General features: G+C 62.9%; 14 protein-coding genes and 1 tRNA gene. 7 read left to right on the top strand and 8 right to left on the bottom strand.

Annotated features, from left to right (window positions below):
• The 5 genes from M0D66_RS14270 (at window position 1) to M0D66_RS14250 (ending at window position 8,141) form a co-directional block, all read left to right on the top strand.
• The gene (locus M0D66_RS14270) at window positions 1-948 is read left to right on the top strand and encodes an ABC transporter substrate-binding protein (RefSeq protein ID WP_266210927.1); all 948 of its coding nucleotides are present in this window, start codon (window positions 1-3) and stop codon (window positions 946-948) included.
• Window positions 945-2,966 (top strand): Fe(3+)-hydroxamate ABC transporter permease FhuB, encoded by a 2,022-nt coding sequence (fhuB, locus tag M0D66_RS14265; RefSeq protein ID WP_266210926.1) that lies wholly within the window; start codon window positions 945-947, stop codon window positions 2,964-2,966. Before M0D66_RS14270 ends, fhuB begins: the two co-directional genes overlap by 4 nt.
• A 67-nt stretch (window positions 2,967-3,033) precedes the next feature.
• Window positions 3,034-4,764, top strand: a complete 1,731-nt coding sequence (locus M0D66_RS14260) for a cyclic peptide export ABC transporter (RefSeq protein WP_093633374.1) — start codon at window positions 3,034-3,036, stop codon at window positions 4,762-4,764.
• 55 nt (window positions 4,765-4,819) lie between these two features.
• Entirely contained in the window at window positions 4,820-7,288 is a 2,469-nt protein-coding gene (locus M0D66_RS14255) for a penicillin acylase family protein (protein ID WP_266210925.1), read from the top strand.
• Window positions 7,289-7,316: 28 nt separating this feature from the next.
• The gene (locus M0D66_RS14250; protein ID WP_234487525.1) at window positions 7,317-8,141 is read left to right on the top strand and encodes a 4'-phosphopantetheinyl transferase superfamily protein; all 825 of its coding nucleotides are present in this window, start codon (window positions 7,317-7,319) and stop codon (window positions 8,139-8,141) included.
• A 273-nt stretch (window positions 8,142-8,414) separates the two neighbouring features.
• Here the strand turns inward: M0D66_RS14250 and M0D66_RS14245 are convergent.
• Together M0D66_RS14245 and gltX are read right to left on the bottom strand one after the other, a co-directional pair.
• A tRNA-Ala gene (locus M0D66_RS14245) sits at window positions 8,415-8,490 on the bottom strand.
• Between the two features lie 121 nt (window positions 8,491-8,611).
• Window positions 8,612-10,021: a glutamate--tRNA ligase gene (gene gltX, locus M0D66_RS14240; RefSeq protein ID WP_093633377.1), complete on the bottom strand. Its 1,410-nt coding sequence runs from the start codon at window positions 10,019-10,021 to the stop codon at window positions 8,612-8,614.
• Between the two features lie 415 nt (window positions 10,022-10,436).
• Between gltX and M0D66_RS14235 the strand changes: the two genes are divergently transcribed.
• Window positions 10,437-11,387 (top strand): patatin-like phospholipase family protein, encoded by a 951-nt coding sequence (locus M0D66_RS14235; RefSeq protein ID WP_093633642.1) that lies wholly within the window; start codon window positions 10,437-10,439, stop codon window positions 11,385-11,387.
• 142 nt (window positions 11,388-11,529) lie between these two features.
• Here the strand turns inward: M0D66_RS14235 and M0D66_RS14230 are convergent, their stop codons facing one another.
• The 6 genes from M0D66_RS14230 to M0D66_RS14205 form a co-directional block, all read right to left on the bottom strand.
• Window positions 11,530-12,195 (bottom strand): C40 family peptidase, encoded by a 666-nt coding sequence (locus M0D66_RS14230; RefSeq protein ID WP_054041036.1) that lies wholly within the window; start codon window positions 12,193-12,195, stop codon window positions 11,530-11,532.
• Window positions 12,196-12,332: 137 nt separating this feature from the next.
• Window positions 12,333-13,958: an ABC transporter ATP-binding protein gene (locus tag M0D66_RS14225; RefSeq protein WP_266210938.1), complete on the bottom strand. Its 1,626-nt coding sequence runs from the start codon at window positions 13,956-13,958 to the stop codon at window positions 12,333-12,335.
• A 5-nt stretch (window positions 13,959-13,963) separates the two neighbouring features.
• Window positions 13,964-15,070 carry an ABC transporter permease gene (locus tag M0D66_RS14220; protein WP_093633378.1) on the bottom strand — a complete coding sequence of 369 codons (1,107 nt, stop codon included), beginning with the start codon at window positions 15,068-15,070 and terminating at the stop codon, window positions 13,964-13,966.
• On the bottom strand, window positions 15,070-16,107 hold the full coding sequence (locus tag M0D66_RS14215; RefSeq protein ID WP_200650598.1) for a microcin C ABC transporter permease YejB: 1,038 nt from the start codon (window positions 16,105-16,107) through the stop codon (window positions 15,070-15,072). The genes M0D66_RS14220 and M0D66_RS14215 overlap by 1 nt, the downstream gene beginning before the upstream one ends.
• A 42-nt stretch (window positions 16,108-16,149) precedes the next feature.
• Entirely contained in the window at window positions 16,150-18,114 is a 1,965-nt protein-coding gene (locus M0D66_RS14210; protein WP_266210924.1) for an extracellular solute-binding protein, read from the bottom strand.
• Window positions 18,115-18,401: 287 nt separating this feature from the next.
• Window positions 18,402-18,749, bottom strand: a complete 348-nt coding sequence (locus tag M0D66_RS14205; protein WP_093633381.1) for a hypothetical protein — start codon at window positions 18,747-18,749, stop codon at window positions 18,402-18,404.
• An 871-nt stretch (window positions 18,750-19,620) separates the two neighbouring features.
• Here M0D66_RS14205 and M0D66_RS14200 point away from each other — a divergent pair.
• Complete coding sequence (locus tag M0D66_RS14200; protein WP_093633644.1) at window positions 19,621-20,907, top strand: MFS transporter; 1,287 nt, start codon at window positions 19,621-19,623, stop codon at window positions 20,905-20,907.
• Window positions 20,908-20,923 lie beyond the last annotated feature (16 nt).

Genomic DNA, 20,923 nt, shown 5'->3' with positions numbered 1-20,923 from the left:
ATGCGACGCCGCGATTTTCTCCGTTCCGCCGCGTTGGCGTCCTTGCTCGGCACGCCGCTAGCCGGCGCGCGCGCGGCCGCGAACCTCACCACGCCCGCGCCGCGCCTCGTCGTGCTGGATTGGGGACTGGTCGAAACGCTGCTGGCACTCGGCATCACGCCCGTGGGTGTCGCCGAGACCGAGGCCTATAACGACAGCGTGGTCACCCCGCTCGTGCCGGCACACGTGCCCGATGTCGGGCTGCGTCTCGCGCCGAGCCTCGAACTTTTACAGCAACTCGCGCCCGATCTCATTCTTATCAATTCGAGCCAGGAATCACAGCGCGCGATGCTCGAGCGTATCGCGCCGGTGCGTGCGTTCGCCGTCTATACCGACACCGGCGCGCCCTATCGCCACTCGCAGGACGTCACGCTGCAACTGGCCGAACTGTGCGGCCGCACCGGCGCGGGCCACGCGCTGATCGACGCGACTGAGCGCGTGCTTGCCAGAAGCCGCGCGCAAATCGCAGCGCGGCGCGACCGGCTGCAAGGACCCGATCCACAGCGGCCGCTCTATCTGATCCGTTTTTTCGATGGCCGGCATATCGGCGTGTACGGCGCGCGTAGTCTGTTCCAGGACGTGATGGATGCGCTCGATGTCGCCAATGCCTGGCATGGTCCGACCGACTATTGGGGTATCGGCGTGGCCGGGCTCGAGAAACTCGCCGTATCGCCCACCGCGGACGTGCTCTATTTCGATCCGCTGCCGAACGGCGTCGCTCGCACATTGAGCTCGAATCGCCTGTGGCACGCGCTGCCCGCGGTTGCTGCGGGACGTGTCGCCACGCTGCCGCCGTTCTGGGGCTTCGGCATGCTGCCCTCGGCCGCGCGCTTTGCCGAGGCGCTGACCGCTACGCTCACACGCGCCCCGGCAACCGACGCCGCGGTGGCAACGCAGGCACGCCTATGAATATCGCCCGCACACACGCACCGCATCTCGTGACACGTCCGTGGCTGCCCGCCGCGCTGACTTTGCTCGTGCTCGCCGCAGCCGTTGCGCTAAGCATCGACAGTCTATCTGCGATTCTGCCGCCGTCGCTGTGGTGGCACGCGCTGTGGTCGCCGGATACGCACGACATCCACCAGATCATCGCCCACGATAGCTGGCTGCCGCGTCTCGTGGTCAGCTGGTTGTGCGGCGCCATTCTCGGACTCGCCGGCACGGTCTTCCAGCAGGTATTGCGCAATCCGCTCGCCGAGCCGATGACGCTCGGCGTCTCGGCCGGCGCGCAACTCGCGTTGACGGTCGCCACACTATGGGCGCCCGCGCTGCTCGGCGGCGCCGGCCAGTGGGTCGCGCTCGGTGGCGCGCTGATTACTGCAGCGATCGTGTTCGGCCTGTCCTGGCGCAGCGGGCTCGCGCCGGTCACGGTCGCGGTCGCGGGACTCGTCGTTACGTTGTATTGCGGATCGATCGGCGTCGCGCTCCAGTTGTTTTACGCACCGTATCTGCAGAGCTTGTTCATCTGGGGCGGCGGCTCGCTCATCCAGCAGGACTGGAGCAACGTGACGATGCTCGCATCGCGTCTCGCGATCGGCGGCGGGATCGCGTTCCTGCTGCTACGGCCCATGACGCTCTTCGGTCTCGACGACGCCAATGCCCGCAGTCTCGGTCTGTCGCTGCGCCGCATGCGGCTCGTCGCGCTGGCGCTCGCGGTGGCGCTGAGCGCGGCCGTAGTCAGTGCGGTCGGGGTCATCGGCTTTGTCGGATTGGCCGCGCCCGCGCTCGCACAGATGGCGGGCGCGCGCCGCCTGTCGCAGCGTCTGGTGATCGCGCCGTTGTGCGGTGCGCTGATTCTGTGGCTCACGGATCAAGCGGTGCAACAGTTGTCCGGCGCGATGGGCGATCTGATTCCGACCGGCGCGGCGACCGCGTTGTTCGGCGCACCGTTGATGCTGATGCTGCTCGCCCGGATGCATCGGGCCACGCGGCTGCCGGCCAGCAGCGAAGACATCGCCCGCAGTCATTCAGTGCCCCCTGCTTCGCTGCGGCGGCGTTTCTTTGGCATCGCACTGCTCATGCTCGTCGTCTCCGCGCTCGCGCTGGATTTCGGCCACGGCCCACATGGCTGGCATTTCAGCAGCCTCGACGAGTTCTCGCGCGTGGCCATCTGGCGCGTCCCGCGCGCAGCCGCCGCGCTTGCCGCCGGCGCCATGCTCGCGGTAGCCGGCACGCTGATGCAACGGGTGACCGGCAATCCGCTCGCCAGCCCCGAGGTGCTCGGCGTGAGCGCCGGCGCGGCACTCGGTCTGATCGCGCTGGTGATCGGATGGAATGACGCGGGACACATCGAGCGTATCGCAGCGAGCACAGCAGGCGCCTTGAGCGCCCTGCTCGCGATCCTCTGGTTTTCGCAGCGCTCGCGCTTCGCACCCGATCGCGTGCTGCTGGCGGGCATTGCCATCGGCGCCTTGTTCCAGGCGGTGGTCGCGGTCGCGATCGCGAGTGGCGGCGAGCGAGCGGCGACGCTGCTGCAATGGCTCGCCGGCTCCACCTACACGATCACCCCAATCGACGCGGCGCTCGCACTCGTTCTGTGCGTCGTCCTGTGCGCGTTGACGCCGCTGTGTAACCGCTGGCTGCAGATCCTGCCGCTTGGCGAAGCATCGGCGCGCGCGCTCGGCGTATCGACGCGCGGCGCCCGCTTTACGCTGCTATGTCTGATCGCGCTGCTGACGGCTGCCGCCACGCTGGTCGTCGGTCCGCTGTCTTTCGTCGGCTTGACCGCGCCGCATTTCGCGCGTCTTCTCGGCGCGCGCCGGCCCTTGCAGCAGGTGCTGCTGGCCGCGCCGATCGGCGCGCTGACGATCGTCACGGCCGACTGGCTCGGCCGTGCGCTGCTGATGCCGCGCGAGCTGCCGGCGGGCCTTGTCGCGACCTTGATCGGCGCACCTTATCTGATGTGGCTGCTCGGCCGGCGCCGCTAAAGCACGCCTGCACGACCCACCATTCAGTCTTTTTGCACTAGAACTTTAGATATTCCAGGAGAACACGATGCTTGCGGAACTGCTCAGATTGCTTAAGCGACTCTGGCCGATTACCGTACTCGCCACGACCATGGGCGCCGCGAGCGGCATCGCCACCGCCGCCCTGCTGGCAGTCACGAATCGCACGCTGCATGACGGCGCCGCGGCCTTGCCAACCTTGCTGTGGAGCTTCGCCGGACTGTGCGTGCTGGCGCTTGCAGGCGAAGTCATCTCGGACATCGGCAACAACCTCGTCGGCCAGCGCGTCATCGCGATGCTGCGCAAGAATCTGTGCGAAAAGATCATGGCCGCGCCGATCGGTCAGATCGAACAGTTTCGCAGCCATCGGCTGATCACCGCACTGAATCAGGACATCGATACGATCAGTTCGTTTTCGTTCATGTTCTCGAGCCTCGCCATCGCCACCGCGACGATCGTCGGCTGTCTCGGTTATCTGTTTGTGCTGTCACCCATGTTGCTGGTCATCGCGCTCGTCGCCATCGCTCTCGGCTCGATCGTGCAAACGTTGGCGCGGCGCGTGGGGATTCGCCGTTTCGGCGCGGCGCGCGAAGCCGAAGATCGCCTGCAGAAACACTATCGCTCGATCACTGAAGGCGCCAAGGAACTGCGTCTGAACGGCCAGCGCCGCAGCTTCGTCTTCGAGCACGAACTGTCCGGCACCATCGAGGCGATCTTCCGGCTGCGCGTGCGCGCCGCCAATGTCTTCGTCAGCGCGAATGCATTCGGTTCGCTGCTGTTCTTTATCGTGGTCGGTCTGATGCTGACGTTGCAGACGTGGTCGCCGGGCGCGGACCGCACGATCATCACCGGCTTCGTGCTGGTTCTGTTGTATATGAAAGGGCCGATCCAGGAGATCGTCGGCGCGCTGCCGTCGATCGGCCGCGCACAAGTTGCATTTCAGCGCATCGCCGAACTCTCCGCCCGGTTTTCGACCCGCGAGCCGTCGCTCGTCGCCGGCCACAAAACCGGCTCGCCCGAGCGTCTCGCCGATGTGTTCGATACGATCGCGCTTGCCGGTGCCCACTATCGCTTCGCCCGGCCGCAGGACGAACGCGATGCCCCCGCCGCGGATAGCGGCACAAGCGATACAGACAGCGCGGGCAGCGGCTTCGAACTCGGGCCGCTCAGCCTCACGATCGAACGCGGCGAGACGCTTTTTATCGTCGGTGAGAACGGTTGCGGCAAAACCACGCTGATCAAGCTTCTGCTCGGACTGTATCAGCCTGACGCAGGACAGTTGCTGCTCAACGGCGAAGCGGTGCGCGACGAACATCTCGACGACTACCGCCAGCTTTTCTCGGCGGTGTTCTCCGACTATTACCTGTTCGACACGCTGATTCCCGGCGAAGCCGCCCTCACCGCCGAAGCACAAAAATATCTCGAACGGCTCGAGATTGCCCACAAGGTCTCGGTACGCGACGGCGCGTTCACGACCACCGATCTGTCGACCGGGCAGCGCAAGCGGCTCGCTCTCGTGCACGCCTATCTCGAACGCCGCCCGGTGATGGTGCTCGACGAATGGGCCGCCGACCAGGACCCGACTTTCCGGCGCATCTTCTACACCGAAATCCTCCCGGACCTGAAACGCCAGGGCAAGACCCTGATTGTGATTTCGCACGACGATCGCTATTTCAGCGCTGCCGACCGCTACATCCGGCTTGAAGAAGGCCGCATTGTCGAAGAGGTTCGGCCCGTGCGCGTGCCGGCAGCTTCGCAGGTTGCGGCCAGTGCCTCATGATGCGGCGCCGCGGCCGCGTTCCCGTCACCGATAACAGCCTGTCTGTGAAGATCTCATGCCTCTGACCGTTTTTCTGAGCCGTTGCAGCCGTTTTGCCCGTCTGCTGACCGCCTTGCCCGTCGCCCTCGGCTTGCAAAGCTGTGTCGCCCCGAGCGCCGATCAGGCCGCGCTCACGGGCCCCTATCAGGTCGAGATCCGTCGCACGGCGCTCGGCATTCCACATCTGAAAGCCGACGACTGGGGCAGCCTCGGCTACGGCTATGGCTACGTGCAGGCGCAGGATAACCTGTGCACGATGGCAGACGGATTCGTCACCTATCGTGGCGAACGCTCGCGCTACTTCGGCGCCGATGCGCGCCCGACTACCGACGCTACCTTCGGACAGCCAACCAATCTCGACGCGGATTTCTTCTTCCGTTTTGTCGACGACGATGCAGCAATCGCGCGTTATCGCAAGAACCAGACTGCCGATATGCGATCGCTGATCGACGGCTTCGTCGCGGGCTACAACCGGTATGTCGGCGATCTTGCGCATGGCGATTTTCCCGGGGCGAACGCGGCATGCCGTGCCGCACCCTGGGCCGGCAAGATCAACGTGGCGGATGTTTACCGGCGCCTCTATGCTGCGAACCTCGCGGGCGGCGAAACCCGCTTCGTCGCAGCGATCGCGACGGCACAGCCGCCCGTGTCCGCTCCGCCGTCGCAGCAGGGCGCGTTGCACGAGCACGGGCTCACGTCCCCCGCAGCCACGCTCGCCGCAAACGCGCCCCTCGCGGACTTCGGCGGCCATGCCGGCATCGGCAGCAACGGCCTTGCGTTCGGAGCGGACGCCACTCGCGGCGGCAGCGCGATGCTGCTCGGCAACCCACACTGGTTCTGGAACGGTCCCGACCGTTTTTACCAGGCGCAACTCACCATTCCCGGCAAGCTCGATGTGAGCGGTGTGTCCTTTCTCGGCGTGCCGTTGATTGTGATGGGCTTCAACCAGAATGTCGCGTGGACGCATACGGTCTCCACCGCCAGGCGCTTCGGCCTGTTCAAGCTGAATCTTGTAGCGGGCTCGCCGACCACATACGAGGTCGACGGCAAAGCCGAGGCGATGACGCCCACGCGCGTGAGCGTCGACGTGCGCGCCGCGGACGGTTCGCTTCATGCCGTTTCGCGCACGCTGTATCGCTCGCGCTTCGGGCCGCTCGTCAATCTCGGCGCGATGTCGCCGGCACTCGCATGGAACGCACAGCAGGCGTTCGCGTTGCGCGACATCAACGCGGACAATTTCCGCGTCTTCGAAAACTTCCTCGAATGGGACCAGGCGGCTTCGCTCGACGACTTCATCCGCATCCAGAAGAAGAACGCGGCGGTGCCGTGGGTGAATACGCTCGCCATTGGTCGCGGCGACCCGCGCGTGTGGTATGCGGACATCGGCGCGGTACCGAACGTGCCCGACGAGCTTGCGCAGCGTTGCACGCCGCCCGTGGGTAAAGCGCTCGCCCACTCGATGCCGGGCGTGCCGTTCCTCGACGGTTCACGCAGCGATTGCGACTGGCGTGTCGAAAGCGGCTCGGTTCAGCGCGGCGCATTGCCGGTCGCACAGATGCCGAGCCTGTTGAGGCGTGACTACGCGGGCAATTTCAACGGCAGTTACTGGCTCAGCAACCCCGCCGCGCCGTTGACCGGATTTGCTCAGGTGGTCGGCGCAACGGGTGGCCAGCAATCGCTGCGCACCCGTCTCGGCCACGCGATCGCCGCACAGTTGCAAAGCAATCCGGCCGGCGTCTCCGCCGACGCGCTCAGCCGCGCCGCGCTGGACAGCCGTTCGATGTCGGCCATCCTCTTCAAGCAACCTGCGCTCGATCGTTTGTGCAACGGCGGCCAGCCGGCCGGCGTGAATTCCGGAGAACTGCGCAAGGCCTGCAGCGTACTCGCCGCGTGGGACAACACCGCCTCGGCCAATGCGGTCGGCGCGACGCTCTGGGACGAATGGTGGCGGCGTCTGCTATTGATTCCGCCCACGCAACTGTACGCCGTGCCGTTCGACCCCGCCCAGCCGCTGACCACGCCCGCGGGTATCGCGGCCGACCCCGCCAGACTCGCCGCCTCCCTGCACGACGCCATGGCCGCGCTCGAGAAAGCCGGCATCGCGATCGATGCACCGCGCAGCGCAGCGCTCTACGTGCAACGCAACGACGAACGCATCGCCCTGTTCGGTGGCTGCGACGCGGGCGGCTACTTCACGGCCGCATGCGCGGCGCACCCGTTCGACTCCCGTGCCTATTCGATGAACGTCAATCCGAACGGCAACAGCTACCTGCAGATCGTGTCGTTCGCCGGGGATGACGTGCTTGCGCAGACGCTCATCGCGTCGTCGGAATCCGATGATCCCGCCTCGCCTCGTTTCGCGGACGGTACGCGCAGTTACGCCGCGCAACGCTGGCTGACTATTCCGTTTTCCGAAACGTCGATCGCCCGCGATCCTGCGCTGACCCGTCGTACGTTGAGCTCGTCGGACGCACAAACGCGATGAACGCCAAACTGGCATGGAGGAGCTGAGCATGCCCATTCAACTCGCCCAATCCCTCCCTGTCCGGGCGTACGGCACGCCGTACGACGGTTCCTCCGACGCCATGCCCGATCCCTGCGAGATCACATTTTCCGCGCATCGGATGACGCGGCAGTATCCGTCCTGGATCGATGTGCCGCGCCCGGGTGAACTGCATCTGTGGCGCTTCCGGGCTGGATGGCTGCCGGTCTCGATCCAGGAAGGCGACCGATGGCTTTCGGAGACCGAGCGTGGGCGCGCGAGGCTGAATCCAAACTCCGCACTGCGCAAACGTTTCGTTGCCGCACGCGTGGTGCTGCGCTGGATCGTGGCGAATCTGCTGGACCTGGCCCCGCACGAGGTGAAATTCATCGATGACCATGCCGAGCAACCGGGCGTTCAACTTCCCCCCGACAGCCACCCGGTTGCGATCGACATCGCATACGGCGGAATCTGGATCGTGATCGGCATCGCTTCGGGCGCGCTCGGCCTCGGCGTCGCGATGCCTACGCCAGGAAACGAGACGGCCATACCAGGCGAGGCCCGTGCGAGCATCTGGCCGACTGGGGTGCCGGATCGGCACGCGGACCGATTCCGCTACGCGGACGAGGCTCTTCAGTCCGCGCGCTACAGCAGCCTGTCGAACGCTTTAAAGCGGCCATCCATCGATATCGAACCGCTGACCCTCCGCGCCAATGCCACGGCAACCTTCGTCGATCTGCCGGCGGCTGGACGCTGGCATGTTGTCGATGTACCGATGCCCGGCAAAATTCGCGCTGCGGTTTCAATTGCGCACCCAGTCAAATCGATTCAGGCATTCGGGTGGCCGAAAAGCTGACACGGCGCCCGCGCATATCGTGCCCCACCGCGTCTCTCCCGGTCGCGGTGCCGGGCAGAGCGGCGGATTTGTCGTTCAGTCAGTTGTCCCACGACGTACCCCAAAACAGGAAATCAACGCGACCCAGTTCAGGGGACGAGTTTGAGCACGTGCAAATTGTGGAACATGTCGGAACAGGGCGGAATGCTACCACCCCGGAAAAAGATAAAGCCCTGACTTATCAGGGCTTTTCGGACTTCAGTGGCTGTCTGCGGCACATCAAATTTGATTTGATGGTGGAGGTAAGCGGGATCGAACCGCTGACCTCTTGCATGCCATGCAAGCGCTCTCCCAGCTGAGCTATACCCCCTTGCAGAACAGAAACGAGATTTTAGAGGCCAATTTGCGCTTTGTAAATACCCTTTGCGCAATTGCATGCGACTTTTTTCGCAAGTCGCATGCAAACCCTCTTTATGCAAACGCGAACGCGCTTAAGCCAACGCTTTTTCGATACGGCTCACGACAACATCGCGGCCGAACAGCATCAACACGCTATCGATCGAAGGCGTATGCGTGGTACCCGCCACCAGCAGACGCACCGGCATGGCCAGTTGCGGCATCTTCAGCTTGTGCGCGCCGAGCGTGGCCTTCAACGCCGCAGCGATCGCTTCCTTGGTCCACTCGACCGTTTTGAGCGAAGCGGCCAGATCGGCAAGCGCCGGACGCACCACATCCGTGACGTGCTGCGCGAGCGCCTCGGCGTCAGGCGCCGGCGTGCGATAGAACATCGCCGCGTTTTCGGCGATTTCCTTCACCGTCGATGCACGGTCCTTCAGCAAGCCCACCACCGACGTCAGATCGGCGCCTTGCGCAATGGCGGCTTCGTCGATATCCAACCCGGCAAAGAAAGGCTTGGCGAGCTCGGCAAGGCGCGCGTTGTCCGCTTCCTTGATGTAGTGCGCGTTGAGCCAGTTCAGCTTGTCGTGGTCGTACTGAGCCGGCGACTTGCCCAGATGCTCCAGATCGAACCATTCGACGAATTGTTCACGCGTGAAGATTTCCGCGTCGCCGTGCGACCAGCCCAGACGCGCCAGGTAGTTGACCACCGCTTCCGGCAGAAAGCCGGCGTCGCGATAACCCATCACGCTCATTGCGCCGTGACGCTTGCTCATCTTCTCGCCCTGCTCGTTCAGCACGGTCGGCAAGTGCGCGTAGACCGGCGGCTCGGCGCCGAGCGCACGCAGAATGTTGATCTGACGTGGCGTGTTGTTCACGTGGTCGTCACCGCGAATCACGTGCGTGATGCGCATGTCCAGATCGTCCACCACCACGCAGAAGTTGTAGGTCGGCGTGCCGTCCGGGCGCGCGATCACGAGGTCGTCGAGTTCTTCATTCGAGATCTCGATACGGCCTTTCACAGCGTCGTCCCATGCGACTACACCAGAGAGCGGATTGCGAAAGCGCAGCACGGGCTGCACGCCGGCTGGCGGCTCCGGCAAGACCTTGCCGGGTTCCGGACGCCACGTGCCGTCATAGCGCGGCTTTTCGCCGGCCTCGCGTTGGCGTTCGCGCAGTGCGTCCAGCTCTTCCGTCGACATGTAGCACGGGTACACGAGCCCCTCGCCTTGCATCTGCTTGAGCACTTCGCGATAACGGTCCATGCGCTGCATCTGGTAGAACGGGCCTTCGTCGATATCGAGGCCGAGCCATTCCATCCCTTCGAGAATGGCGTCGACCGCTTCGGTACTGGAACGCTCGACGTCGGTGTCCTCGATCCGCAGCACGAAGGTCCCTTTCATCTTGCGCGCGAACGCCCACGGATAAAGCGCGGAGCGAATGTTGCCGAGGTGGATGAAGCCGGTGGGACTCGGTGCGAAACGGGTACGGACGGAGGTGGTCATTAGCGGTTACTCGGAAGACAGGCGCCGGCGCCGTGGCGAACATGGCCAGTGAAGCGCGGCAGCGGACCGCGTCCATGCAGCAGAAAGCTGCCTTGCACGGACACGAAGGAAATAAATTCAAGAGCCGAATTATACCTTCCGAACACGCGGTGCCTGCCCTCGTCCGAATGGCCAGCGGCAGCACACAAGACGCGCGGGAAGCTCACCTCGGGAGGACTGAGCGTTTCCTCTGCAACGTTTCATTACCGGAGCGACGCGTGCCCGGAGCTTTAATTTATGATGTGCGCGCGCTGCGGGTGGGGATAGAACCACGGCGCATGGAATCGCCACCGGCCATTCCGTCCGTTTGACTATCCGCCTGATCGCGGCACCGGTTGCGCCGATCGCGCCGCCCCTGCCGTTGCTGGAGAACCCGTTGAAACCGTCATCCCCTCGCCTTGCCCGTCGCAACTTCTCATTGGCGGCCGCCTCCGCGGTCCTCGCCGCCTGTACCACGACCGGCGGCAGCAAGACCGATAGCACGCCGGTCGCCACCACACCCACCGTCAACCCGCCACCGCTCGACAAACCGCAGCGGCCGATCCGGGTCGGGCTCGCGCTAGGCGGCGGCGCCGCGCGCGGCTTCGCGCACATCGGCGTGATCAAGGCACTCGAGGCACGCAATATCCAGGTCGACCTCGTGGCCGGCACGAGCGCCGGTTCGGTGGTGGGTGCGCTATACGCCTCGGGGATGAACGGCTTTGCACTGAACAAGCTCGCGCTGACCATGGACGAAGCGTCGATCAGCGACTGGGCGATGCCGTTTCGCACGCGCGGCTTTCTGCAAGGCGTCGCGCTGCAGAACTACCTGAATACGACGCTCAACAACCGTCCGATCGAGAAGATGGCCAAGCCGCTCGGCGTGGTCGCCACCGATCTGAAGACCGGCCAGCCGATCCTGTTCCAGCGCGGCAACACCGGCATTGCGGTGCGCGCGTCATGCAGCGTGCCGTCGATTTTCGAGCCGGTGAAGATCGGCGGTCACGAGTATGTGGACGGCGGCCTGGTGAGTCCGGTGCCCGCCTCGTTCGCGCGAAAGATGGGCGCGGATTTTGTGATTGCCGTGGACATTTCGCAGCGCCCGGAAAGCGGCCTTACAGCCAGCTCGTTCGACGTGCTGATGCAGACTTTCACGATCATGGGCCAGACGATCAAGGCCTATGAACTCGACAAGTACGCCGACATTGTGATCCGCCCGAATCTGGCCGCGATGAGCGGCAGTGATTTCTCGCAGCGCAACGCAGCGATCCTGGCCGGCGAGGAAGCCGTAGCGAAGATGATGCCCGAGTTGCAACGCAAGATGGCCGCAAGCCGCGCCGCGGTGTAACCCGGCAGGATCGAGCCGGTTATACCGGCCGGGGCGCGGAAGATTCCGTGCCACATAGGTCAGCGCCCAAAACGCAAAAAGCCTGCTTCGTTCGAAGCAGGCTTTTTTGTCGCACCAGAACCGCTGGCGCGAACTGAATCAGTTACTGATTACCGCCGATCGACGCATTCACGCGCTTGCGCAGATCTTCGCCTTCCTGATAGGAGGTCTCGATCCGGCGTGCACCAGTAAAGCGCTTTTCCCAATACCCGCTATCCATATCGTCGACGCGGATCGTGCTGCCCGTGGAAGGCGAATGCACGAACTTGTTGTCGCCGATGTAGATGCCAACGTGCGAGAACGTGCGGCGCATCGTATTGAAGAACACCAGATCGCCCGGCTTCAGGTCGCTGACGCGAACTTTTTCGCCGACGCGGCTCATTTCCTCGGCTCGGCGCGGCAGCGCCATACCGAGCGTGTCCTGGAACACGTAGCGAACGAAGCCGCTGCAATCGAGTCCCGAATCGGGCGTATTACCACCCCAACGGTAGCGAACGCCGATCATGTTCAGCGCGCCGACCACCACGTCGCCTGCTTTGCCGGCCATGCCGGACAGGAACGATTTGGCGCCGCCGTCGCTGTCAGGAGCGGCCGATTGCGAATTGAGGGGGGACAAAGAATTCGACCCGCTGGGGGTCGAATATGAGGCATTCTGATTAAAACTGCTTACTTCGTCGGCGAACGCGCCGGGAGCTGCTGCCATCAAGACGCCAATGAACATCCCGGCGACGACGCGCGTGCAAGCCTGGGTTAGGTTTCTGTGCTGCATTGGTCGGTATTTTTTGCCTAAAAATCAGTGGGCTACGGAAAAAAGTTTGGTCGATACTAGCCAGTAAGTATTCACGTGTCAAAACAAATAGAAAAATACAATCGAGACACGCACCCAATTGGTGAAAGAGTGCAAAATCAGTGGTCCAGCGCCGCTTTCAGCAGCTTTCGGGTGTAAGGGTGCGCCGGTGTCGCAAAAATCTGCTCAACGTCGCCGCTTTCAACGATCGATCCGTTTTGCATGACCGCTACGCGATGCGCCATCGCCCCGATTACGGCCAGATCGTGACTGATGAAAACGAAGCCGAGGTTGTACTTCTGTTGCAACCCGGCGAGCAGTTTCAGCACCTGCTGCTGGATCGACACGTCGAGCGCGCTGGTCGGTTCGTCGAGGATCAGGATGCGCGGTTCCAGCACCAGAGCCCGCGCGATCGCAATCCGCTGACGCTGGCCGCCGGAGAACTCATGCGGATAGCGGTACAGCACCGTGCGGTCCAAACCGACTTCCCGCAGCACCGAGACCACCTTGTCGCGCCGCGCCTCCTGGCCCATTTGTGGCCGATGCAGCGCGAGCCCTTCGCCGACGATCCGCTCGATGGTTTGCCGCGGCGACAGCGAACTGAACGGGTCCTGAAAGACAACTTGCATATTCGAGCGTAAGGCGGTCTGTTCGGCGCCGCGATAGCTGCCGAGCGCCCTGCCCTGAAACTCGATCTCGCCATGCACCGTGCATTGCAGACCGAGCAGCGCCATTGCCAACGTCGATTTGCCCGAACCCGATTCGCCGACGATCCCCAATGTCTCGCCCTGGCGCACCGACACGTTCGCATCCGCAACCGCGCGAAAGTGGCCCGAGCGGAACCAGCCGCTAAAGCCTGGCAGCTTCGTTTTGAAATCGACTGAGACATCGCGCGCTTCGAGCAGAACCGGCGAGATCGGCAGCACCGGCACTACCGTGCGCTGCGGGCGGCTCGCCAGCAAGCGTTGCGTGTACGGGTGCTGAGGCGACTCGAACACCTGCTCGACCGATCCGCTTTCCACCAGTACGCCCTGCTCCATCACCGCGATGCGTTGCGCGAAATGGCGCACCAGATTCAGGTCATGCGTGATCAGCAGCACGGCCATGCCGCGCTTCTCGGCTTCGTCGCGTTGCAGTTCCAGCAGCAGCTCGACGATCTGCGCGCGGATGGTCACGTCGAGCGCTGTTGTCGGCTCATCGGCCAGCAACAGGCGTGGACGGCACGCGAGCGCCATCGCGATCATCGCGCGCTGCCGCTGACCGCCCGAGAGCTGATGCGGATAGCTGTTCACACGCTTGCCGGGCTCGGCAATGCCCGTGCGTCCCAACAACGCCACCGCGCGCTTGCGCGCCTCGTTCGCCGTGACGCCGTCGTGCACGACGATCGTCTCCGCAATCTGGTCACCGACCGTATAGAGCGGATTGAGAGCCGTCATCGGCTCCTGGAAGATCATCGCGATGTCCGAGCCGCGCATGCCGCGCATCTCACGCTCGCTTTTCGCAAGCAGATCCTGACCATCGAAACGGATTGACCCACTCACCTGCGCGTCGCTCAACAGACGCAGGATCGACAGCGCAGTCACGCTCTTGCCCGAGCCCGATTCACCAACCAGCGCGACCCGCTCGCCGCGTTGAATCGCGAGCGTCACGTCGCTCACCGCAACGGTGTCGCCGAAGGTCACGTGCAGATGATCGAGTTCCAGCAGCGGCGGCGTCACAGCCTGTTTTGCCTCGTTCTCTACCATGGCGCTCACTGGTTGCCTCCTGCGCGCATGGCATCGGAAATGCGCGTGTCCAGCGCGTTGCGCAGCGCGTCGCCCATGAACGTCAGCAGCAACAGCATCGCAACCAGCACACCAAACGTGGACAACGAGATCCACCACGCGTCGAGATTGGCTTTGCCTTGCGCGAGCAGTTCGCCGAGACTCGGGGTCGGCGACGGCACGCCGAGGCCGAGAAAGTCGAGGCTGGTGAGCGCGAGAATCGCGCCGCTCATGCGGAACGGCAGAAACGTGATCACCGGCGTCAGACTGTTAGGCAAGACGTGCCGCCACATGATCTGCCAGTTCGAGAGCCCCATCGCTCGAGCCGCACGCACATAGTCCTGATGGCGATTGCGCAGAAACTCCGCGCGGACGTAATCGGACAAACCGATCCAGCCGAACAGCGACAGCAGCACGATCAGCAGAATGAACCCCGGCTCGAAGATCGACGAGAAAATGATCAGCAGGTAAAGCTCCGGCATGGCGCTCCAGATTTCGATCAGACGCTGCCCGATGATGTCGATACGTCCTCCGAAGTAACCCTGCACGGCGCCCGCGGCAATCCCGAGCACGGTGCCGATCAAGGTCAGCACCAGCGCGAATTCCACCGACACGCGAAACCCGTACAGAAGACGCGCGAAGAGATCGCGGCCACGGTCGTCGGTGCCGAACCAGTTATCGCGCGACGGCGGCGCCGGGTTCGGCGCCTTCGAGAAGTAATTCAGCGTGTCGTAGTAGTACCGGTTCGGCGGATACACGGCGAAGTTGCCCGGCGTGTCGAAACGATGCTTGATATACGGATCGAGATAATCGGCGGGCGTCGGGAAGTCGCCGCCGAAAGTGGTCTCCGCATAGGTCTTGAACATCGGAAAATACAACTGCCCTTCGTAGCGCACTACGAGCGGCTTGTCGTTCGACCACAGCGGCCCGGCGAGGCTCGCTGCAAAAGCCACGACGAAGATGATCAGACTCCAGTAGCCAAGACGCTGCTGGCGAAAACGCTGCCAGACGCGGCGCGCGGGCGTGGGTGATACGAACGCGCGAGCCGGTTCGGTGCGCGCCGCCGCATCGGCTGAAAGACGGGCTCGATTCATCAGCGCTCCAGTTGTTCGAATTGGATGCGGGGATCGACCCACACGTAGCAGAGATCGGAAATCAGCTTGGTCGCAAGCCCGATCAGCGTGAACAGATACAGCGTGCCGAGCACGACCGGATAGTCGCGCCGCACCACCGATTCGTACGACAGCAGGCCGAGTCCGTCGAGCGAAAACAGTGTCTCGATCAGCAGGCTGCCGGTGAAGAATGCACCGATGAACGCCGCCGGGAAGCCGACGATCAACGGGAGCAACGCGTTACGAAACACATGCTTCCACAGCACGCGCTTTTCCGACAAACCTTTGGCGCGCGCGGTCAGCACGTATTGCTTGCGGATCTCGTCGAGGAAGGCGTTTTTCGTCAGCATCGTGACGACCGCGAAACTACCCACCACCGAGGCCGTGATCGGCAAAGTGATGTGCCACAGGTAGTCGACGATCTTGCCGCCAAAACTCAGTTGCGCCCAGTTGTCCGAAGTGAGATTGCGCAGCGGGAACAACTGCAGGAAGCTGCCGCCGCCAAATAGCACCAGCAGCAGCACGCCAAGCACAAAACCCGGAATCGCATAGCCGACCAGCACGACGAGGCTCGTTGCGATATCGAAGCGCGAACCGTTGCGCACCGCTTTGGCGATGCCCAACGGCACCGATATCAGATACGTCAGAAAGAACGTCCATAAGCCGATGCTGATCGACACCGGCAACTTCGAAACGATCAGCGACCACACGCTCTGGTGGCGGAAATAGCTTTGGCCAAGGTCGAACGTCGAGAAACGTTTGAGCATCAGGCCGTAGCGTTCGAGCGGCGGTTTGTCGAAGCCATACAGCACTTTCAGTTGCGCGATCTGCTGCGCGTCGACACCGGTATGCGTGCGCAGGCCGAACGGTGCGCCATTCTCCGCGCCTTTGCGCAGCTCGTGCTGCATCTGCTCGACCGGGCCACCCGGGACAAACTGGATCACGACGAAGGTCAGCGTCAGCACGCCGAGCAAGGTCGGGATCATCAACAACAGGCGTTTGAGGATGTAGCTCCACATGGCGTCGTTTCCGGTGCGAAGGCGGTGAATGAATGGACGCGTTCAGTGCGACTGTGTTTGCGGCTCTTGCGGCGGCTGCGGCTGTGCATACCACCACATCGACGTGATCCAGCCTTCCGCGCCATAGTACAGAGGCAGCGTTTTCGGCCACGCGAGACCGCGCTTGAACGCCACCCGGTGCGAAGCGCTGTACCACTGCGGAATCACATAGTAGCCATGCATCAGCACGCGGTCGAGCGCGTGTGTCGCGTCGATCAGCTGCTCGCGTGTCTGCGCATGCACGAGCGCGCCCAGGATCGCATCGACGGCCGGCGACTTCACCCCGATCACATTGTCCGAGCCGGGCGTGTCCGCAGCCTTGCTACCGAACCGGTCGATTTGCTCCGAACCGGGCACTTGCACATCCGCCATACGGATCGTGGTCGCATCGAAGTCGAATGCGTCGAGTCGCTTCTGATAGACCGCGAAGTCGGACGCTCGAAACGTCGCGGTGATGCCAAGTTTCTGCAGATTGCGGATGAGTGTCGCGACGATCGGCTCAAACTGCGCGGACGAGCCGGAATCGTCGAGAATCTCGAACTGGAATGGCTCGCCTTTGGCGTTACGCAAGGCGCCGTCGCGATAGGTCCACCCCGCCTGCTGCAACAACGCGCGCGCTTGCAGCAGATTGGCGCGCAACGAGCCTGGCGGATCGGTGTCAGGCTGCTTTGGCGGCAAACCGAATACGGCCGGATCAAGCTTGGCGCGCCACGGGTCGAGCAGCGCCAGTTCGCCCGGCGAAGGCGTGCCCTTCGCCTGCAATTCCGTATTGGCGAAGAAGCTGTCGATGCGCGTGTACTGATTGAAAAACAGTTGCCGGTTCAGCCACTGAAAGTCGAGCGCGAGATCGAGCGCCTTGCGCACGCGTACGTCCTGGAACAATGGCCGCCGTGTATTGAGCACGAAGCCTTGCATGCCAATGCCGTTGTGTTGCGGGAATTCGCGTTTGATCAACTCGCCGCTATCGAACTTCTTGCCGACGTCGCGCCGCACCCAATTGCGCGCGATATATTCGACCAGTGCGTCGTACTCGCCCGCCTTGAAGGCCTCGAGCCGCGCTGTGCTATCCGAATACAGCTTGTAGACGATCCGATCGAAGTTGTTCATGCCGACCCGCACCGGCAACGTCGCGCCCCAATAGTTCGGATCACGTCGGTAGGCAATCGTGCGACCGTTCTCATACTGATCGATCAGATAAGGGCCGCTGGCGATCGGCTTCTCGAACGCCAACTGGTCGAACGCGATCCGGCTGCCGTCCGGCTTCATCCCCCACTTGCGCGAGAACACCGGCATGCTGCCCGCCAACAGTGGCAACTCGCGATTGCGTTGATGAAACTCGAAGCGGATCGTACGCGGATCAACAACGACTGCTCGCGTGATCTCGCCAAAAATCGACGCGAATTGCGGCGCGGCCTGCGGGCTTTTCAGCGTGTCGAGAGAAAACTTGACGTCGTCCGCGGTGACGGGATCACCGTTCGAAAAGCGCGCGCGCGGGTTGATGTGAAAAGTGGCCGACAGGCCGTCGGGCGCGATCTTGATGTCGTCCGCGAGCAGGCCATAGGCGGACGCCACTTCGTCGCTGCTGCCGATGGTCAGGCTCTCGAACATCAGGTCGACGCCCGGTGCGGAGTTACCGCGCAGCGTGAACGGATTGAATTTATCGAAGCTGGTAAGCCGGCTCGGATTGGCCAGCACCAGCGTGCCACCCTTCGGCGCATCCGGGTTGACGTAATCGAAGTGCTTGAAATCCGCGGGGTATTTCGGCTCGCCGTATTGCGCGATCGCATAGACTGCCTGGGCCTCGGGCGCCGCGAGCAAACCGGCGAGGAGCGACACGCCGCACAGCGCGACAGCGCACGCCGAGCGCGAGGAGCGCGGCACAACCGGTAGACCGACACGCGATAGCCTGTGAATCACGCTGCACCAAAGTGCACGAGGCGTTTGAACCCATCGCGAGCCAGTTGTCATAGGGGCCTTGTTGGTCAGTAGGCAATTGCGGTGTGAGGGAATTCTACCCAATAAACCTGCGCAATCCGCACATCTCATCTACAAGACGTTTGAGTGCGTGGAGCACAGACCTCATTGGGAGAATCCATGAGCGTCCTCGCTGGCAAACGACTCCTGCTGACCGGCTTACTGTGTTGACTCGACGCTTTCGACTCAGCCCGCTGGTTTCGCGAACACAATAAAAAACCGCCCTTTTGGGGGCGGTTTTTTCAACGCGGCAACTGCGTCAACTGTGGCTTTTTGATGACTTAGTGCCAGCCACGATGATTGTCGTAGTGGTCACGGCCGTAATCGTAGCGGCCCGGGGGATGACGGCGATACCAGTCGTCGCGCGCCCAGTAGCGGCGGCCGTCCCAATAGCGGTCGCCGTGCCAGCCGATCACGATCGCCGGGCCGCCGTAGTACACAGGAGCCGGTTGATAGACGACGGGCGGCGGCGGGGGCGGCGGCGGTGCGTAGACCGGAGCCGGCGCCACGTAGACCGGCGCAGGAATGCCGATGTTGACACCAATGTTGAGCCCGCCGGCCATTGCAGCACCCGACGCAGCCAACCCGAGAACCCCGATCAGAAGTGGAACAAGACGTGCGGACTTCATCGATCACCCTTTTGAAGAATGTGTGTTGTTGGCCGAAATATAGCGCAAGGCAGCCGTCCGCGTATTTCAACTTTGTAATAACTGATGCACAACATCGCATGGGTGGCCGCTTCGTTACGTCTCGTTACACTGGACAAAGATTTGGTGAAAAAGTGGTGGCGGTGTAATCGAGCCGCGTTGCCGTTGTTCGGTTAGTCGCCCATCTGTTGGCAAGTTACTCGTCGTTTACCGCCTTCGCCGCTGCCGGGTAATTCTGGTCGCCGCATCCGCGCGTGCCTGGTCATCCGGTTGCCGCAGGCTTCACGATCCGCCTTGTGGCCTTAAAAATGGCGGCGCACTCAAATCAGTAGGATGTCGAAGCATTCTTGCGGCACGTAGTGGGCCCGGCCTAGCTGCAAAAACCGTCCACTCCATCCGGCTCAATCTCCCCTGCCTTCCCCCTCGCTCGCGCCGCCCCCCCCAGGCAATTCATATCGGATCGCAAGATAGCGTGGCGCTGCAAAGCGTCGCCTCTCGTCCAAGCGACCTCTTCACCTTTCCGCCTTTCCATCTCTCCGCCCCGATAGCCGCGACCCAACCGCACCCATTCGCATCGGCAGCCAAAACGAACATTGGATGTTCGAAGGAACATTTAGACAAAATCTACATGTCACCGGTCGTCCGACCTCATCACCTTCAAAGCACGGCACAAAAAAGCCTAATTCAATAGATATTTCAAGAAACTCAACCACTTAACCAATGGTTTTCCCTAGTATCCGATAGCTCTGCTAGTGATACGATGACTGACACTAAACGAAGATAAATGTTCGAATTCGCGCATGCCTGCCGTCCAGCGGCCAGTCAGCGGACACATTGGGTACGGAGACAGATTTTGAAAACAATCATTGGTTTGCGCTGGTGGATCATCGCGCTCGTGTGTGCCGGGACGATCGTCAACTATCTGTCGCGCAACGCCCTCGGTGTGATGGCGCCGCAGTTGACGCAGCTGTTGCACATGAGCACCAAGCAGTACTCGTACGTAGTCGGTGCGTTCCAGGTCGGCTATACGATCATGCAGCCGGTTTGCGGCCTGATCATCGATCTGATCGGATTGCGCCTCGGCTTTGCGCTGTTCGCCTGCCTCTGGTCGTTGACGGGCGTGTTGCACGGTTTCGCGACCGGCTGGCTATCGCTTGCGGCCTTGCGCGGCCTCATGGGGTTGACTGAGGCCGTCGCCATCCCGGCAGGCATGAAGGTAGTCGCCGAATGGTTTCCCAATCGCGAGAAATCCGTGGCGGTGGGCTACTTCAATGCGGGCACGTCGCTCGGCTCGCTGCTCGCCCCGCCGCTCGTCGTCTTCCTGTCGTTGAGATATGGCTGGCAAAGCGCGTTTGCGGTGACCGGTGCGCTCGGTTTCGTGTGGGCCGCCGCCTGGTATGTGCTGTATCGCTCGCCGGCCGATCACGCGCGCATTAGCGCGGCCGAGCGCGAGACGATCGTCAGCGGACAAACCCCGGGCGCACCGCAACGGCGCAGCATCCGCGAAGTCCTCCGCACGCGCCGCTTCTGGGCGATCGCACAAGCACGCTTCTTTGCGGAACCGGCGTGGCAAACGTTCAGCTTCTGGATTCCGCTTTACCTCGCGACGCAACGCCACATGGATCTGAAGCAGATCGCGCTGTTTGCGTGGCTGCCGTTCCTTGCCGCCGACCTCGGCGGCCTCTTCGGCGGCTACCTGTCGCCGTTCCTGATGAAGCATTTGCGCATCCCGCTGATCGGCTCGCGCATCGCAGGTGTCGTGCTCGGCGCTTTCATGATGCTCGGACCGGCCTGTATCGGCCTCGTCGCCTCGCCGTATCAGGCGATCGCGCTCTTCTGCGTGGGCGGCTTCGCGCATCAGATGATCTCAGCGCTCGTCAACACCTTGGCAGCCGACGTCTTCGACCCCAGCGAAGTCGGCACCGTCGCCGGATTTGCCGGGATGTCCGCGTGGATCGGCGGCCTGGGCTTTTCGCTGCTGGTCGGCGCGCTGGCCGATACGATCGGCTACACGCCGCTCTTCGGCGCCCTCGGCGCGTTCGATCTGATCGGCGCCACGCTGCTGATCATTCTGATGCGCGGCGTCAAACGCGACGCACGTCCGCATCAAGTCGACAACAACGCCAGCCCTGCTGCGTGACCTCACTCGAAGACCC

This window comes from Paraburkholderia sp. SECH2 (genome assembly GCF_030464795.1).
In the GTDB taxonomy this organism is placed as follows: Bacteria; Pseudomonadota; Gammaproteobacteria; order Burkholderiales; family Burkholderiaceae; genus Paraburkholderia; species Paraburkholderia aspalathi.
This window is presented reverse-complemented; position numbering and strand designations above follow the sequence as displayed.